General features: G+C 54.3%; 14 protein-coding genes. All 14 read right to left on the bottom strand.

What is annotated here, in order from left to right:
- Positions 1–170 precede the first annotated feature (170 nt).
- The 14 genes from FRY98_RS08235 to FRY98_RS08170 all read right to left on the bottom strand — a co-directional run bounded on the left by FRY98_RS08235 (position 171) and on the right by FRY98_RS08170 (position 17,058).
- A complete protein-coding gene (locus tag FRY98_RS08235; protein WP_148451297.1) occupies positions 171–2,333 on the bottom strand; it encodes a methyl-accepting chemotaxis protein in 2,163 nt (720 codons plus the stop codon).
- A gap of 275 nt (positions 2,334–2,608) precedes the next feature.
- Entirely contained in the window at positions 2,609–3,943 is a 1,335-nt protein-coding gene (locus tag FRY98_RS08230) for a peptidase U32 family protein (protein ID WP_148451296.1), read from the bottom strand.
- A gap of 48 nt (positions 3,944–3,991) precedes the next feature.
- On the bottom strand, positions 3,992–4,924 hold the full coding sequence (locus FRY98_RS08225; RefSeq protein WP_148451295.1) for a peptidase U32 family protein: 933 nt from the start codon (positions 4,922–4,924) through the stop codon (positions 3,992–3,994).
- A 15-nt stretch (positions 4,925–4,939) separates the two neighbouring features.
- Positions 4,940–5,968: an endolytic transglycosylase MltG gene (gene mltG, locus FRY98_RS08220; protein WP_211373287.1), complete on the bottom strand. Its 1,029-nt coding sequence runs from the start codon at positions 5,966–5,968 to the stop codon at positions 4,940–4,942.
- Positions 5,969–6,100: 132 nt separating this feature from the next.
- Positions 6,101–6,409 carry a DUF1292 domain-containing protein gene (locus FRY98_RS08215; protein WP_148451294.1) on the bottom strand — a complete coding sequence of 103 codons (309 nt, stop codon included), beginning with the start codon at positions 6,407–6,409 and terminating at the stop codon, positions 6,101–6,103.
- A complete protein-coding gene (locus FRY98_RS08210) occupies positions 6,396–6,713 on the bottom strand; it encodes a DUF1292 domain-containing protein (RefSeq protein WP_148451293.1) in 318 nt (105 codons plus the stop codon). Before FRY98_RS08210 ends, FRY98_RS08215 begins: the two co-directional genes overlap by 14 nt.
- Positions 6,714–6,725: 12 nt before the next feature.
- Entirely contained in the window at positions 6,726–7,142 is a 417-nt protein-coding gene (gene ruvX / locus FRY98_RS08205; protein ID WP_148451292.1) for a Holliday junction resolvase RuvX, read from the bottom strand.
- Positions 7,143–7,150: 8 nt separating this feature from the next.
- Positions 7,151–7,411, bottom strand: a complete 261-nt coding sequence (locus tag FRY98_RS08200) for an IreB family regulatory phosphoprotein (protein WP_148451291.1) — start codon at positions 7,409–7,411, stop codon at positions 7,151–7,153.
- 134 nt (positions 7,412–7,545) lie between these two features.
- Positions 7,546–10,170 (bottom strand): alanine--tRNA ligase, encoded by a 2,625-nt coding sequence (gene alaS, locus FRY98_RS08195; protein WP_148451290.1) that lies wholly within the window; start codon positions 10,168–10,170, stop codon positions 7,546–7,548.
- 431 nt (positions 10,171–10,601) lie between these two features.
- Positions 10,602–11,669, bottom strand: a complete 1,068-nt coding sequence (locus tag FRY98_RS08190; RefSeq protein WP_148451289.1) for an AI-2E family transporter — start codon at positions 11,667–11,669, stop codon at positions 10,602–10,604.
- 156 nt (positions 11,670–11,825) lie between these two features.
- Positions 11,826–12,983 (bottom strand): mannitol-1-phosphate 5-dehydrogenase, encoded by a 1,158-nt coding sequence (locus FRY98_RS08185; RefSeq protein WP_148452586.1) that lies wholly within the window; start codon positions 12,981–12,983, stop codon positions 11,826–11,828.
- Entirely contained in the window at positions 12,983–13,417 is a 435-nt protein-coding gene (locus FRY98_RS08180) for a PTS mannitol transporter subunit IIA (protein WP_148451288.1), read from the bottom strand. The genes FRY98_RS08185 and FRY98_RS08180 overlap by 1 nt, the downstream gene beginning before the upstream one ends.
- A 27-nt stretch (positions 13,418–13,444) precedes the next feature.
- The gene (locus FRY98_RS08175; RefSeq protein WP_338114594.1) at positions 13,445–15,532 is read right to left on the bottom strand and encodes a BglG family transcription antiterminator; all 2,088 of its coding nucleotides are present in this window, start codon (positions 15,530–15,532) and stop codon (positions 13,445–13,447) included.
- 89 nt (positions 15,533–15,621) lie between these two features.
- Positions 15,622–17,058: a PTS mannitol transporter subunit IIBC gene (locus FRY98_RS08170; RefSeq protein ID WP_148452584.1), complete on the bottom strand. Its 1,437-nt coding sequence runs from the start codon at positions 17,056–17,058 to the stop codon at positions 15,622–15,624.
- Between the last annotated feature and the right edge of the window lie 149 nt (positions 17,059–17,207).

Here is a 17,207-nt window from a genome sequence, read left to right as displayed (position 1 = left end):
GTTCGCCAGCCTCCATTCCACTCTCCCATTATTTCCTGGGAAAAGTCCCTTCAACCCGGAGAGAGGTGAAAACGCCGCATCTTTAACTAATCATCAGTCTCTGCGAAAAAAGGGCCGCCAAGACAAACATGTCCTGACAACCCGATAATTCTGCGTTCCGCTTATATCTATTATACGGTAAACTTGGACAGCGAATCCTTCAAACCATTGGATACATTCTCCAGCTTATTCGACAACTGAACTAACTGCTCTCCAACCGTTTGCTGTTCGCTGCTGAGCGAAGCCACCTGCTCGGAAGTCGCGGAAGATTCCTGAGCGACGGCGCTGACGTTGCCCATCGCTTCGGACAGCACAGTCTGGGATTCGTTCAACTCGTCGATCGATGTCGTTACCGTATCCAAATGGCGGATAAAGCCTTCCATCTGCTCTTGAACGGATACGAAAATCTGGCTCGTTTCTTTGACCGAATTGATTTGTTCCTGGAATAAAGGACTTGCCTCCGACAGCGCTTGAACCGTTTCGTTCATTTCCTTCTGAATATTGTCGGTAATTTGGCCAACCATCGTAATCGATTGACGGGATTGGTCCGCCAACTGACGAATTTCATCGGCGACGACCATGAAACCGCGCCCTGCGGCCCCCGCGCGAGCGGCTTCAATCGTGGCGTTCAAGGACAAAATGTTGGTTTGCTGCGTAATGTTCTGCATGACATCCAGCACTTTCAACACGGAAGACGTACTTGCTTTCAACGCATCCACCTTGGCCGTCAACGCATTTATCATCTCTACGGTCATATTCGTCTTATCCAGCAAGCCGTTCAGATAGCCTGTCCCCTGCTGGCTCGATTTTTCCACTTGGTGGGCGGATTGTTCCATTTCCTTGTTGGCGGAAATAACCAGTTCCATTTGGCGCGTAATGTTCTCGGTCAGCGTGTTGCCGCGCTCCGCCTCATTGGCCAGGCTCGTCGCACCGTTGGCGATTTCCTCCGTTGCCACGGCGATCTCTTTGGCCGAAATCGCCGTTTTGTTGGAGGCCTGGGTGAGTTCGGTAGCCGTATCCAACACATCCCTAGCCGACTGGTTCGTCTGTTTCACGAGGCTGGTAATCTGCTCCATCATGACGTTAAAGCTGGTCGTCAATTGGCCGATCTCATCTTTCGTATTCAACTGCATCCGAACATTCAGATTGCCTCTTGCGCCTTCTTCCATCAGGTTCTTCAGCTTGGCGAGCGGATAAGCGATCATGCGAACCATCCACATCGCGAGCAGAATCGTGATAATCGCAACTACAGCTGCCGATATGTAAGTCACAAGCAAAATCCCGCGCGCATCCTTGGTCAGTTCAGCGGTACTCACCGTACCTACCAGTTTCCATCCCGTTGAAGCTTGGGAATTAAAGACGGCCAGAACGTCTTGTCCGCTTGCATTTTTCGTAATGATGCTGCCGGTTTTCTTGTCTCCCGCTTTTGTTAAATTGATGCCCGTCGGCTTGCCTTCATCGCCTCCCGCGGAAGAGCCGACCACGACATTGTCGGAGGTCAACATTTGAATTTCCGAGTTTTTCCCGAGGCTGATTTCTTTCAAATAGCCGTTGAGTACTTCCAGATTGATGTCTGCGACCAGAACAAAACGCTTCATGCTGTTGACGCTTTGCACCGAACGGACGAGCCGGAACACCTGCGTCCCTCCGCTCTTCTCCGGAACATTCAGCCATTGCACGCTAGGTCCCTTGGCCGCTTCCGCAAACCACGGCTCCTTCCGGGCCGCCTGAAGAAATGCGGAATCCGCGCTGCCCGAGCTGACATCCTCAATCATGTTGTCCGCCGACATCATGTAAACGGCAACAATTCCTTTCGTGGAAAAGGTGATGCCGTTTAACCGGGTTCTTAATTTGTTCATGACCGTAAAGCGATCGTAATCCGTGATGTTGGACAGCGAAGCTTCCGTAATCGCTTTCTGCATTTCATCATCCAGGAACATCTGCTGCAGATTTTCTTCATACTTGCCAAGAACAACGTCCAATTTCTGCGAAGTTTGAACGATCGTCTGCAGATTGGAGCTTTTGGCGTTCTCCTGAATCGTTCCTTTCGCCATCTGATAAGAGATTATACCGATCGTCAGGACGAAGAACATAATCGCAATAAAGAAGATTAGGAATAAACGGACGCCTACCGATTTGCTCGGGTTCAATTGTTTCGGCAGTTTGCTTCCCAAGGCCGACCAGGTTTCCCCCCCAAAGGCTTTCTTGAAGGTGCTCCTGATGTCCTCATAGCCCTTCTTTCTTGATTCCTTGTTGTTGCTTTCTCGGTTCTCTTTCTTCGGAACCAGACCCATTTCCATCACCCACCGCTTAGATTAGTTGTTGCACCCACAAACCTAGGCTTGTGGTCTTACTTTTTACGTCTACTTAACATTTCGCGTCACTTACATCATTCGACGGCAAGCAAGCATCTCCTCTTTAATATCGGCATAATCCAGCCATGAATTTAAATTTTAATGAGAAAAATGAAGGCGAATCTTAAAAAAGGGACTTTTGGCCTAATTCGGACAAGACAAAAAAAGCCGGAGAGTTCTTCAACTCCCCAGGCTTTCGTAGAATTTACACCCATTTATTTCTTTTTACGCATCATATCGAAATAGGAAACCGGCTGATCCACCTTAATTTTCACTTTTTGCAGCGGATGCCGGGCCGCGTCCAATTCATTGCCGTCTTCGTCCCAAATCGCGGTAACGGTCTGCTTAAAGAACGTGCCGCCCGGGCCGAAGAATTCCACTTCCTGGCCGGGCTTAAAGTGATTGCGCTGCTGGATGACGGCCATGCCGGTGTCCGCGTCATAATCCATAACCAGGCCGGCAAAATCGTAAGGCGCGGCCTTCTCCTCCGGCTCGTAAATATGGTCCTCGTGATCGGGAGTATCATAGAAAAACCCGGTATTGAGCGGACGATTCGCCGCCTTGTTGATCTCCTCGACCCACTCCGGCTTCAATACGTAATTTTCCGGATCGTCCATGTAGGCATCGATCGCCTGGCGATAAACGTTAACGACCGTGGCCACGTAGTGGATCGATTTCATCCGCCCTTCGATCTTGAAGCTGTCCACACCGACGTCGATCAGATCGGGGATATGTTCGATCATGCATAGATCCTTCGACCCCATCGTGAAGGCGTTGTCCTGCTCATCGAATAGCGGCAGCTGGTTTACCCCAAGCTGGAACTGCTGCAGCACGGGATCTCCCATCGCTTCCTCTTCGGAAATCCATGCCTCGTCCGGACGGCCATCTTCGAACAGGTCGTATTTCCAGCGACAGGATTGGCAACAGCCGCCCCGGTTCGAATCCCGGTCGGTAAAATGATTCGACAGAACACAGCGTCCCGAATAAGAAGAACACATCGCCCCGTGAATGAAAGCTTCAATTTCAATATCGACGTGCTTCTTAATCTCCTCGATCTCTTCCAGGCTCGTTTCGCGGCCGAGAACGACGCGCGGGAGACCTTCTTCCTTCCAGAACTTGACGGCCTGCCAATTCACCGTCGATTGCTGGGTGCTGAGATGCACCTCCAAGCCGGGAACCGCCCGCCGGGCCGTATCCACGATGATCGGATCGGCGACGATAACGGCGGAAATCCCCGCGTCATACAGGTTGCGCAGATACTCCTCAATCCCCGCCAAATCCTCGTTATGCGCATAAATATTAGTTGCCACGAACACTTTGGCACCGTATTTTTTGGCAAATTCGACCCCTTCGCGCATTTCCTCAAAGCTGAAATTATCGGCATTGGAACGAAGGCCATATTTCTGTCCTCCGATATACACGGCATCCGCCCCATAATGTATCGCGAATTTCAGTTTCTCGAGATTGCCTGCCGGCGCAAGCAGCTCGGGCTTCTCCAAACGGTAACGTTTTCCCGTGTATTTCCGGATATGTTTCTCCGCGGTTTGCATCTTCGTTCACCTCTTTGCGTGATTATGCATGGCGATGCATGCGAATGATCAATAAACCTGTTCTTTGTAGAAAAAGCCAAAAGACAATTCCCGCTCCGGATCTTGGACCCGGCGGATGCTCTCGATCCAGGCCTCGTCCATTTCATACTGGTCGGGGTCCGCGATGTACGCGTCGATCGCCTTGCGGTAAGCTTGAATGACCACTTTGTTGTATGCCGGACTTTTGAGCAGGGTTTCGATTTTGAAACTCGCCACACCGGCCGCCAGCAATACATGCAGGTCTTCCAAAATACATATATCGTCCGAGCTCATAATATGCGTACCGTTGTCATCCTCGTAAATCGGAAATTTCTCTTCTTTCCGTTCCGCCTCGATGAGGAACAACCCGCGCTCTTTCCCCAGATCGCCGCCCTCTACCGGTCGTCCCTGATGCATCATATAGCTCTGGACCAGCCGGCGTTTGGAATGGTAGATATTCGTCATTCCGTGAACCTGTACCTCCGCCTCGACCTGCAGGTGAGGCTGCATTTCCGTAATCTCGTCCATGTTCAGCTCGCGGGCCAGTACGGCGCGGGTAGCTCCTTTACTCCCCCAGTAGTTCGCGGTCGAGTAGTTCGTCGAGGTCATTTCGGCATTCCAGTGTAATGCGATTTGCGGGGCAAGCTCACGTACCGCTTGTAGCACGGCGGGATCGCCGAACTGAATCGCGTCCACGCCGGCCTCGCCAAGCGCCTTGACATAATCGCGCAGTTCCTCCAATTGGTCGTTATGCAGCAGTTTGTTGACGCTGACGTAAACCTTGGCACCGTGCTTATGGCCAAGCTGGACCGCCTCTGCGACCTCATTTGCCCGGATATCTCCGGGCAAGCGCATGCCGTATCGGGTCTCGCCGATTAAGACGGCGTCCGCCCCTGCCTCAAGATAGGCCCCGATCTCCGCTAATGAACCTGCGGGAACGAGCAGTTCCGGTTTGTACCCCATGATTATCCACCCCAGTTATTTGGCCGTAGCCTTGCTTTTCTCGATGTTCTTCAGATGCTCTTTATACATTTTGGCAAACAGATGCTCTCCGCTGCCGTCCTTTTTGGTCACATAAAACAAATACTCGGATGCTTTCGGCTCCAAAGCGGCCTCGATCGATTTCAGGCTGGGAGCCGCAATCGGGCCCGGGGGCAGCCCTTCGTATAAATAAGTATTATAAGGGCTATCCACGCTCCGCAAATCGGAGTGCAGGAGTCTTTCCTTCGGTTTTCCGAGCAAATACTGCACCGTCGCATCGATTTCCAGCTTCATCCCCTTGGCCAACCGGTTATAGATCACGCCGGCCACAAGGGCCCGTTCGGAATCGACGACGACTTCGCGTTCCACCAGCGATGCCACCGTCATCAGCTCATTTAAATCGACTCCCCGCTGGGTCAGCTTCTCGCGGAAATTCGGAATTTGGTCAAGGCGGTTTTCCGTTTCTTCAAACATCCGCTGCACGATATCCGCTTCCGTACTGCCTTTCTTCATCTCGTACGTTTCGGGGAACAGGTAGCCCTCGAGCTTGTAATTCAGCTCATTTCCCTCCGGAAGATCCGCCAACAAGGCGTTATGAATCTCTGCCGGCGTCTTCGCCAAGTTCAAGAAAGCTTCCTTGTCCGCAATCCCCTGCTCGGCCAGTCTGTCCGCCATTTGCTCGACGGTAAAGCCTTCCGGAATCGTAAATCGGATCATCTCTTCCGCCACTACGTCCCCCCGATTGAGCTTGGCGATGATTTCGTCGTAAGTCACGCCCGGCGTCAGCTCATAAGTCCCCGCCTGAAAGCGGCCGCCTTCGGTTTTCCATTTCAGATAGGAAAGAAAGAGAAAGGAATTTTTGATCAGTCCCCGATCCTCCAGCAGATCCGCGATTCCTCCCGTACCCGTCCCGGGTGCGATCGTCAGCTTGACGGGCTTGTCCGACGGTTTCATCGGCTGCATTCCGTTATAGATATAAACTCCTCCCGCAGCGGCAACAACAACCGCCACCGCGAGGAGCGACATCAGCCATTTTAACCCCTTCTTCAATCACTCAACCCCTATTCGTTTCCGTAAATATGAGAACAATTCAAAAAGAGCGGTTATCCCGCCCTTTCTTGGTTCCGATCTATAGTAACACAATCCGACCTCCCCGGTCTATTCCGGGAAGGTCAATTCATCGTACAGCTCCGATACGTTCTCCCATTCCTCGTCATCGTCGATGGTAACGAGTTCCAGCGAACCGTCCGCGGTAGCGACCAGTTTCAAAATTTCGGGTTCGTCGTCGGCTCCGCCGTTCTCAAGGCGAAGGACCACATACGTAGAGCCGGCGATTTGAAATTCCTTCTCAACGTTGTAGTAGGATACTTTGCCCTCTTCGTCTTCCAATTCGACTAATGGACCGAAGGCGTCTTGAACACGCGTGGACCAAACAACCTGATCTGCGGAAAACTCAGTCACGGTCATCCTCCCCGTCAAACTCATCGATCAGCGTATTGAAGGTTTCCTCGACGATTTCCCATTCTTCATCGCTTTCGATCGTGTACAGCTTCAGGTCATCCCCGTCTTCCTCGTAACGGAATGCGTATACTTCTTCGCTCTCGTCCTCTCCTTGCTCGGCGGAATCCAGAGGAACGACCATCATATACTTCGCGTCCGAACCGTCGACTTCGAATTTCATGATGACTTCGAATTCTTCTTCATTGCCCTCTTCGTCGGGGATATAAATAATTTCCGGTTCTTCTTCATGGCCGATACGATCTTTAGACATGTGTGATCACCCTCACCTTTGACTCTTCGAGTCCAAATAATTTTGCAGAATCAAACTTGCGGCCATCTTGTCGACGACCCCTTTGCGCTTCTTCCTGCTGACATCCGCTTCGATCAGCGTACGCTGCGCGGATACCGTAGTTAAACGCTCATCCCATAAATGAACGGGAATCTGAAGACGCGTCTTCAGTTCCTCGGCAAAGGCCATGCATATTTCACCTCGGGGTCCCACACTGCCGTTCATGTTCTTCGGAAGCCCAACGACGACTTCCTCGACTTCATGCTCGGATACCAGTTCGGCGATCCGGTCAAGTTCGCCGCCTTCACGCCGGCGTTCAATAACCGTAAGGCCCTGGGCGGTCCAGCCAAAGGCGTCGCTCACCGCGACGCCGATCCGCCGATCCCCGTAATCCAACCCTAAAATTTTCATGCAATCTCCTAACGATGGCCTGCAAGATAATATCTGACCAGCTCTTCGATCAGCTCATCGCGCTCTTTCTTGCGAATCAGGCTTCTTGCGTTGTTGTGGCGCGGAATATAGGCCGGGTCTCCCGACAATAAATAACCGACCATCTGGTTAATCGGATTATAATCCTTCTCTTGCAGCGCCTCATAAACCGCAAGAAGAATTTCCTTCGCCGACGCTTCCTGTTCGTCGCCGGCAACGTTAAACTTAACGGTTTTATCCATGGAGTCCATGATGACACCTCGCTTCTTCAGACCGGCGCCATTGTCCGGCTGATGTTCTTCCTGTATTTACTATACCATATCATGGGCCCCATAAGGAAATTTTGGATAATCCCGTTTACATATTTGAGAAAAAAACAAGAATTTTAGGCCTGCGCGGAAATCCATTGCTCCGGCAATTTCAAGGCTTCGTCCAGCTTAGAGCTGTCCTTCCCGCCGGCCTGCGCCATATCGGGGCGCCCGCCTCCGCCTCCGCCGCAAACGGCGGCGACTTCCTTGACAAGCTTCCCGGCGTGAAGTCCCCGCTTCACTTCATCCTGCGGAACAACCACGACGAAGTTCACCTTGTCGTCCATCGCCGCACCCAGAACGATCACCGCATCCGGCAGCTTCGCCTTCAACTCGTCCGCCAGCCCGCGCAGCGCATCCATGCTTCCGGCTTGAACCTTGGCGGAGAGAAGCTTCGTCGCGCCGACGGAGACTACTTTGTCCGTCAACTCGCCGGCTTCGATGGCGCTGAGCTTGCCCTGCAGCGATTCGTTCTCGCGGCTGAGCTCCTTAAGCTGAGCGTATAAAGCGTCGATACGCTTAGGCACGTCGCCCAGATTGGCCTTTAACTGGGCGGCCGCTTGTTTCAACAGGTCAAGCTGGCCATCCATAAAGAGGTACGCTCCGCGGCCGGTTACGGCCTCGATGCGCCGCACGCCGGACCCGATTCCGCTCTCGCTCACCAGCTTGAAGAGGCCGATTTCCGCCGTGTTGTTGACATGACAGCCGCCGCACAGCTCCAGGCTGTACTCGCCGACTTGAACGACGCGGACGATATCGCCGTATTTCTCGCCGAACAGCGCCATAGCCCCCATCGCCTTCGCCTCATCGATCGGTTTCAGTTCGATGACGACATCGAGGGCGTTCCAGATCTGCTCATTGACGCGGCGCTCGATTTCGGCCAACTCTTCCGGCGAAATGCTGCCCAGATGCGAGAAGTCAAAGCGCAGCCGCTGCGGTTCGACCAGGGACCCGGCTTGATTGACATGCTCGCCCAGCGTTTCTTTGAGCGCCTTGTGCAGCAAGTGGGTCGCCGTATGGTTCTTCACGATATCCCGGCGCATCTCCCGGTTCACTTCCGCTTTCACCTTCGCGCCGCTTCGAAGCTCGCCGGAAGTAACGCTCACCTGATGGACATGCTGTCCATGAGGCGCCTTGAACAGCCCCTGCACCGCCGCGGTTCCCGATTCGCCGGAGATCGTCCCCCGGTCGCTCACCTGACCGCCGCTTTCCGCGTAAAATGGCGTGCGGGCCAAAATCACCTGCCCCGATTCGCCGGCGCGCAGCACCTCGACAAATTGATCCTCCGAGATCAGAGCGACGATCTCGGTTGTAACTTCAAGCTCATTATATCCAACGAAATCCGTTTTAGTCGTAAAATCGGAAAGGACTCCGCCCTGCACCTTCATGCTGCCGCTGTCGTTCCGAGCGGAACGGGCGCGCTCGCGCTGCTCTTCCATCGCCGCCTCAAAGCCTTCCCGATCCACCGTGAGCCCGTGCTCCGCCGCAAAATCCTCCGTCAAATCCAGCGGGAACCCATAAGTGTCGTATAATTTGAAAGCGTCCGGGCCGCTGATCTGCGTCCGTCCAGCCGCTTTGGCTTCCGAGCTCATTTCGGCCAGGATAGCCAGTCCGTCCGTCAGCGTTTCATGGAACCGCTCTTCCTCGGAGTGGATGACCTTTTCGATAAATTCGCGTTTCGTCACGATATCGCCGTAGTACGAACCCATAATCTCGCCCACGGTCTCCACGAGCTGGAACATGAACGGCTTATCCAAGCCGATCAATTTGCCGTAACGCACAGCGCGCCGCAACAAACGGCGGATAACGTAGCCGCGCCCTTCGTTGGAAGGAAGGACCCCGTCGGAGACGGCAAAAGTGACCGTACGGATATGGTCGGCAATCACTTTTAAAGCGACGTCCGTTTCTTCGTTCGTGCCATAGGTTACCTTAGCCAGGGCGGCCGTCTTGGCGATAATTGGCTGGAACAGATCGGTGTCAAAGTTGGAATTCACGTTTTGCAGGATCGAAGCAAAACGTTCCAGGCCCGCGCCCGTATCGATGTTTTTGTTCGGAAGCGGCGTGTAGCTGCCGTCCTTGTTATGGTTGAACTGCGAGAATACCAGATTCCATACTTCGAGGAACCGTTCGTTTTCTCCGCCCGGATAGCACTCCGGATCGGACAGATCGCCGTACGCCTCGCCGCGGTCATAGAAAATTTCGGTACACGGACCGCATGGGCCTTCGCCGATATCCCAGAAGTTATCCTCCAGCTTAATGATGCGCTCGGCGGGAATGCCGATCTTTTCATTCCACAGCTTGTACGCTTCCTCGTCTTCCGGGTACACCGTCACGGACAGCCGTTCCGGATCAAAACCGATCCACTCCTTGCCGGTCAGAAATTCCCAGGCCCAGGTAATGGTCTCCTCCTTGAAATAATCGCCGATGGAGAAGTTGCCGAGCATCTCGAAAAACGTATGGTGGCGCCGCGTCTTTCCGACATTCTCGATGTCGTTGGTGCGGATGCATTTTTGCGAGTTGGCGATCCGCGGATTCTCCGGCTTCACCCGACCGTCAAAATAGGCCTTTAAAGGCGCCATTCCGGCGTTGATCCAGAGCAGGGACGGATCGTTATGCGGCACGAGCGAAGCGCTCGGCTCGATTTTATGCCCCTTGCTGGCGAAAAACTCCAACCACTTGGAGCGAATTTCACTTGCTTTCATTTATATTTCCTCCTCGTTTTGATTTTATGTTTACCTTGCATGCCTTTAAAGCTCCCGAAAAATAGAAAAACGCCCCTGAAGATCAGGGACGATTGTCTCGCGGTACCACCCTGGTTATCGCCCTTCCCTTCGTTCTGATCCGAAGATCATTTCAGCAAAGAGGCGATCGCCTTTGTCGGTCCGGTAACGGGAACCCCCCGGCGAGCTTTAGGCCTCGCACTCGGAAATCAGCGTTTCTGTCCGGGGATTATCGGGTTCTTTCAGCCAATCGCTTCAAACCGGCCTGCTGGCCGCCGAGAAACGAAGGAACACCTTCTCTGGGAAAATCGGGCACGGACATACTTTATTTCGTCAACGTTTTTTTCGATTCCAACAATCAGTAATAGTATATAAGGCGTTAAACAGGCTGTCAATCAAGGATATTCCTAAGCTTATACGGTCTTTCTTCTAACGTAATATGCGTAGAAATGCTGAATGACCACCTTGCCCACCGCAAAGAAAGGAACCGCCAGCACCAACCCCGGAATGCCGCCGATTTCCCCCCCGACCAGCAGGGCGAAAATGATCAGCATCGGATGCAAATGCAGGCTTCGTCCCACGACCTGAGGCGAAATGACGTTGCTTTCGATCATTTGGCAAATCATGTTTACCAGCAGCACCATGAGCACCATTTTCCAGGAGATGGTCGTAGCCATCACCAGGGCGGGGGCGGCTCCAAGGAACGGGCCGAGGTAAGGGATAATATTGCAGACGGCGACCACCCCGGCGAGCAGGAGCGCAAAGGGCATGCCGATGATGACGTATCCGATGTAAGCAAGCACGCCGATGATCACGCAAACCAACAGTTGTCCACGGACGTAATTCCCGAGCGCTTCATCGATTTCTTTTAACAGGGACACGATGGATTTCCTCCGCGATCTCGGCAAATACTTCAGGATGATCCGTTCAAAATTTTCAAAATCCTTCAGCATGTAAAAAATAAGAAACGGTACGATGAACGCGTTAAACACGACGCTGATCGTAGTTCCGATATTGTTCAGAAAACTCGAGATCGCCGTCGCCAGCCGCTGTTCGAATTGAAAAAACCAGTTGTTCATCCCCATCCGGATACTCCCCGGCACAAGCGTGTTATCCCAACGGTTCATCAACTGCTGGGTATGCAGCGTCAGCTCGGGCAAATGTTCCCCCAGTTCCTCCAATTGCTCGACAAACATCGGGATGACGTTCATTAAGATCACGGACAGACTGGTCAAAAATACCGCGTAGATCAACAACACCGCGACCGTTCTCGGCACCTTCCGTCCGCCCAGCAGTCTGACGACGGGATTCAGGACATAGGAGATGATCATGGCGATGATAAACGGGGAGAGTATGGCTTTCAGAAATCCATAAACCACGGTAAACATAGGACGGAGCAGCCATACAAAATAAAGGATGACCAGCCCCAACAGCACCCAGACGGCATAACGGAACACTTTGCTTTTGGTGAACGGCTCCACTTCACAGTAACCCCCTCCCGCCATTCGGAGTCGGACCAGCTATGATGAAAGTATATGCGGGGGATGGTAAAAATAATCGCCGCCCGTCCGCGTTTTTGGACAAATCCCAAAACCGGGAGAGGCGGCGACTCGCATTCCAATGAGTCGGGACGGAAATTACGCCCAATTTTGCAGCAGTTCGAACTGCTCCATAATTTCACGATGAACCGGATGATCCGGGGCAATTCCGGTATACTTGGCGATCGTTTCCGACGGACCCGAGGTTTGAAGCGCGGTCTGCAATTCCGCCGCCTCCGGATCGTCGCCCGCCCGGAACAGCAAGGCCGCCGCCATGGTCCGCGCCAAATAGCGGTATTCCAGGCCTTGCTCGAAGGCCTTCATCGCCGGCCGCGCCAACCGGTCGCCCGGCGACAGCTTGCGGATCGGCGAACGCCCCACCCGCGAAACTTCGTCCGTCAGGGCGGGGTTGCGGAAACGCTCCAGGATTTTGGCGATGTAAGCCTTGTGCTCTTCCGCGTCAAAGCCATGCTCCTTTACGAGCACCGCTCCCGTCTCCTGCAGAACCGAGGCCACATGGCCGGCGACTTCCCCATCGTTCATCGCCGCCTGAATCGTGTCGTACTCCTGAAGGTAGCCCATATAGGCGGCCGAGCAATGGCCCGTATTGACCGTGAACAATTTGCGTTCGATATACGGCAGAAGCCGGTCCACATACTTGACTCCGCCGATGGGGCGATAGCCCGGCAGCATGGCCGAGGCCTCGACGACCCACTCGAAGAAGGGCTCTACGACAACCTTCAAAATATCTTTGTGGCTCTGCTGAGGCACAATCCGGTCCACCGCCGCATCCGGAAACGCGACGCTCCGGTCCGCACGCATCCGGTTTTCCTCGTCGAGCCGGCTATAGACCAGCTCCTTCAACTGCGAGCTGGCGCCGATCGCGTTCTCGCAGGCGATGACATGCAGCGGCTTGGCCTCGGAATGCTGCAGCCGCAAGGCTATACCTTCGGCAACCGTGCCGGCGATATGCTTCAGAACGGAAACCCCGACGGCCGTGGTCACCAGATCGGCTTCCGCCACCGCCCGGACCAGCGCTTCATTGTCCGCGTTGCTGTTCAACGCCGTCACTCCCCGAACCACGGTCGTTTCCCGCCGCTCTCCGGCCAGGACGACGGAATACTCCCCGCGCTCTTTTAACGCGGCGACGACCTGTTCGTTGACGTCCGCAAATACCACCTCATATCCCGCCTGCGACAAAAGCAGCCCGATGAAGCCTCTTCCGATGTTTCCCGCGCCAAAATGGACGGCTTTCATCATGCCAATTCGCCTCCGAACAATTCCATAATTTCTTCCTTGGTGGCCGCGTTCATCACGCGGTCGATGCTGTCATCGTCGGAGAAGATCATCGCGACCTGGGTCAAAATCTCCATGTGCTCCCCTCCGGCTCCGGCGATCCCGATGACGACGAACGCCGGCTCGTCGCCGCCGAAATCGACGCCTTCCGGAAAGCGGACGATAGACAGGCCGGTCGATAACACCATCGATTTTGCCTCTTTCGTCCCGTGGGGAATGGCCAAACCGGCCCCCATATAGGTGGAGACAATATTTTCCCGTTCTATCATTTTTTCCACATAATCCGCCGTGACGTGTCCCGCTTGCACCAGCAGTTCGCCGGCCAGTCGAATCGCCTCGTATTTATCTTTAGCGGCAGCGTGGAGTACAATTTTATCTGTCGACAGTATGCTCATTGTTCTCTCTCCTTTTTCGTTATGAAATCATCCATTGTTCTCAAAAAAGCTAAGCAGTTCCGCGGCCAAATAATTGCGGATCTCCGCATCCGTCCCCGATTCAAGCAGGGACACAAGCTGCGAGTTCAGCAGCAGAGCGCTGATTTCACTGAGCACCTCCAGGCTTTCCTTGGAAAGCTCCTGCGGGGCCAGCATCAGCAAAATGACTTTGGCCTCTCCCTCCGAATCCAGGGCCAACGGCGACTTCAACCGGAACAGCGAAAGCGCGCGCGCCCGGATATACGGGCTTCTTGTATGAAACAAAGCGAGAGCGGTCCCGGGGATCATCTGGGTGGCCAAACGTTCGCGTTCGAGCAGCCGCTCGGCGACCGCGGGGATATCGGCGATCAGCTTTCCCCCGGATGCGGATTCCGCACCGTTCACCAGCTCCAGCGCCTCCGTAACGATTTCCCCGAGCCCGGCTCCTTCATTGTTCAGTTCATATAGACCGAAGCCCTGAAGCAGCGAGTGAATTTCGCTAAGCGTGGCGTTGAGCGTCCCGAGCCGGGCCATCGCGCCTTCCTTTTGAAGCGGCTCGCCGGTTTCCGGAGGCCTTCTCTTTTGAAGGGTCCATTGCTGGATGTGGGAAAGTAGGCGTTCGCGGTCTTCCCGCGTCAACAGAGGGCTAAGCCGAACGTACCGGTCGCCGGGAAGCGGCAGGTCGATCGTGGAAATCAGCAGATCGTAGTTTTCCTCCTGCAGCCGGGCCGCATCATACCAGGAGGCGTTCCCCAGCACCTGAATTTGCGGCATTTCCTTGGCCAAACGGGTAGCGAGCAGCCTCGAAGAGCTTAGCCCGCTGGAGCATACCAGGATCGCCCGCAGGTTCCGGCCCGGCTGGTGAAGCCGTTCCGCCGAGGCTCCGAAATGCATAACCAGAAAACCGATCTCCTCGTCGGGTACCTGCAGATCCCCCGCAAGTTCGTCGACAGCTTCCCGAACGGTGGCGAACAGTTCCTCATAATCCTTCCGGATGGCGGAAAGCAGAGGATTTCGTATGCGCGCCCCTTCCCGGATTCTTTTCAACGCGGGCCGGATATGCTCCAGCAGCCCGCTCCTAAGCGAACGGTCCTCTTGATAAGGAATCCCGGTCCGCTCCACGATTAAATCGATCAGCCTCTCAATGATGTCGACGACCTCGAGATCGAGATGAGCGAGTTCGGGAGAATCTTCCCTGGCCCGCTGGAACAGGCTGGCGATATATGCCGTTTCTTCTCCGGTTACCGAGATGGCGAAGGTTTTCTCGAGATGCCTTGCCAAATCCCCGGCTTGATTCAGTAAGCTCTGCTCCAGTTCTTCCCGGGCCCCGGATTGAAATTCCGCCACCGTGACCGTCTTCCCGCGGCGAAGCCGATTCACCGTTACGGACAAGGCGGTCAGCAGCCCGGTATAAGCCCCTTCGCTCAGCTCTTCGGTCCATGGCCAATTCATGTCCCAAAAGCATTCCGCCACCGTAAGCAGATCGGATTTGCCGATCAGTTCCAACAGGCGTCGGGCCCCCGCGTTCTCATGGATGGCCGGGGCTCCCACCAGGTCCGAGTAGGTTAGTTCATTGGAGGCCGCATGAACGATGGCGGCCCGCTTTTGGATCTCGGCCCCCTGAATCTCAACCCCGTATCCCCGCCGCCGTACGAGTTGCAAGCCCAGTTTGTTCAATTCGCTCTCGAGCTCATCCAGGTCATGGCTCACCGTCGCCACGGTCACCTTTAAGCTGTGGGCCAAAGCGAACATCTTGATCGGCTCCTCCGTTTCGAGCAAATCGCACAGCAGCATGATTTTCCGTTCATCGCCCGAATAGTCCGCCGGTTTTCCCGACAGCAGCTCCTCACGGACTTTCGCCAATTGCTCTTCTTCGGGCGGGCCGCCGTCCAGAGCGCGAAGAGCGATCCCGGTGCCGGATTTGCGGAGAAGCAGAATGCCAAACCCCGCCAGACTCCGGTCCATATCGTCCAGTTCCCGGTGTACCGTCCGGACGCTAACCGAGGTTTCGGCGGCGATCTCCGCCGCGGTGACCCCGTTCTTCCTGCCAAGGAGGAACATGAGAATCTGGCGCTGCCTGGCGGTAAATTTCCCCATATTCATCCCTCGCTTGAATGTGAATTTGAGATAAAACGCCGGAGAATGTCATCTCCAGCGTCATGGTCCAAACATAAGTTGTTGCCGGTTTACTCCCCTTTCAGGCGCTCCACCAGTTCGTCATATTTCGGACTCTTCAGGAAGTTGTCGATCGAAATATGCTCGGCGTCCGGCTTGTTCGCCTTCGCACGCTCCGTCAGCTGTTTCTGCGTGATGACGATGTCCGCATCCGCCGGGATTTCGCTGACCGCCGAGTTCACAACGGTCACTTGAATACCGGCTTGCTGCATCTTTTTGCGCAGGATGGAAGCGCCCATCGCGCTCGAGCCCATACCGGCATCGCAAGAGAACACAATTTTGTTCACGTTGTCTTTGCGGTTGGCGGCCTCCTGCTCCAACGCGGCTTGAGCGGCCGCGGGGACATTGCCTGCCGCTTTCATTTCCCGCATTTTTTCCGTCGCCTGCTCAAGATCCAATTCTTCCTCATTCTGTTTGCCTGTCTTCAGCAGTAAAGCGGCGAGCAGGAAGGAAACGACGGTCGCGGTGACCACGCCGGCAAGAACCGGCACCAGACCGCCTTTCGGCGCCATGGCGATATAGGCGAAGATACTTCCCGGGGATGGGGAGCCCACAAGTCCCGCGTTAAGCAGTTGGAACGTAAACGTTCCGGTTACCCCGCCGCCGATCGCAGCCAAAATCAAGATAGGTTTCATCAAAATGTACGGGAAATAAATTTCATGAATCCCGCCCAGGAAATGAATGACGACCGCTCCCGGAGCGGATTGTTTGGCCGAACCGCGGCCCACAAGCCAGTAAGCAAGCAAAATGCCAAGGCCCGGCCCCGGGTTCGATTCCAGCATAAAGATCAGCGATTTCCCCAACCTTGCGGATTCCTCCGCAGCGATCGGGCTTAGAATGCCATGGTTTATGGCATTGTTCAGGAATAAAACTTTAGCCGGCTCGATAATAATGTTGACCAGCGGCAGCAGATGCAGATTGATCAGAACGTCAACCCCCGCCGATAACGTCTTGCTGATCGCCTGAATAACCGGACCGATCCCCGTATAAGCACCGATGGCGAGGATGGCGCCGATAATTCCCAGCGAGAAGTTGTTGACCAGCATTTCAAAGCCGGATTTAATTTTGCCTTCCACCAATTTGTCGAATTGTTTCAATATCCACGCGGCCAGCGGACCGACAATCATCGCGCCGAGGAACATCGGAATGTCCGAACCCACCACGACGCCGAGCGTCATAATCGCCCCGATGACGGCGCCTCTTTTTCCGTGGATCATTTGTCCTCCGGTATACCCGATCAGCAGAGGCAGAAGAAAATTAATCATCGGCCCCACGAGCGCGGCCAGCTTCTCATTCGGAATCCAGCCCGTTGGAATGAACAATGCGGTAATCAGGCCCCAGGCGATGAACGCGCCGATGTTAGGCATAACCATTCCGCTGAGCAGCCGCCCGACCTGCTGCACTTTAACCCTTGCCCCTCCGGTTTTTTGATTCGTTTCTATACCCATCACGAGGATGCCTCCTTTTGTTGAACTGTCTTCATAGCAGCGGTGTTTGTGCACCGCTTGCTTAATTTCATCCTAATTCACAGCGCTTTCACACTCAATCAAATCAAAACCCGATTCCGTCATGATTAATGTTGACAACATTTAAAATC

It is taken from the genome of Paenibacillus faecis (genome assembly GCF_008084145.1).
Taxonomy (GTDB): domain Bacteria; phylum Bacillota; class Bacilli; order Paenibacillales; family Paenibacillaceae; genus Fontibacillus; species Fontibacillus faecis.
The sequence above is the reverse complement of the archived record's forward strand: the minus strand, read 5'-3'. Positions and strand labels throughout refer to the sequence as shown.

Coding starts and splice junctions, on each gene's coding strand:
- ruvX (WP_148451292.1), bottom strand. CDS start 7,142: ATGAAAATTTTAGGGTTGGATTACGGGGATCGGCGGATCGGCGTCGCG.
- FRY98_RS08185 (WP_148452586.1), bottom strand. CDS start 12,983: ATGAAAGCCGTCCATTTTGGCGCGGGAAACATCGGAAGAGGCTTCATC.
- FRY98_RS08230 (WP_148451296.1), bottom strand. CDS start 3,943: ATGCAAACCGCGGAGAAACATATCCGGAAATACACGGGAAAACGTTAC.
- FRY98_RS08235 (WP_148451297.1), bottom strand. CDS start 2,333: ATGGGTCTGGTTCCGAAGAAAGAGAACCGAGAAAGCAACAACAAGGAA.
- FRY98_RS08175 (WP_338114594.1), bottom strand. CDS start 15,532: ATGGGGAAATTTACCGCCAGGCAGCGCCAGATTCTCATGTTCCTCCTT.
- FRY98_RS08180 (WP_148451288.1), bottom strand. CDS start 13,417: ATGAGCATACTGTCGACAGATAAAATTGTACTCCACGCTGCCGCTAAA.
- FRY98_RS08210 (WP_148451293.1), bottom strand. CDS start 6,713: ATGTCTAAAGATCGTATCGGCCATGAAGAAGAACCGGAAATTATTTAT.
- FRY98_RS08215 (WP_148451294.1), bottom strand. CDS start 6,409: ATGACCGTGACTGAGTTTTCCGCAGATCAGGTTGTTTGGTCCACGCGT.
- alaS (WP_148451290.1), bottom strand. CDS start 10,170: ATGAAAGCAAGTGAAATTCGCTCCAAGTGGTTGGAGTTTTTCGCCAGC.
- mltG (WP_211373287.1), bottom strand. CDS start 5,968: ATGTCGCTCCTCGCGGTGGCGGTTGTTGTTGCCGCTGCGGGAGGAGTT.
- FRY98_RS08170 (WP_148452584.1), bottom strand. CDS start 17,058: ATGGGTATAGAAACGAATCAAAAAACCGGAGGGGCAAGGGTTAAAGTG.
- FRY98_RS08200 (WP_148451291.1), bottom strand. CDS start 7,411: ATGGACTCCATGGATAAAACCGTTAAGTTTAACGTTGCCGGCGACGAA.
- FRY98_RS08225 (WP_148451295.1), bottom strand. CDS start 4,924: ATGGGGTACAAACCGGAACTGCTCGTTCCCGCAGGTTCATTAGCGGAG.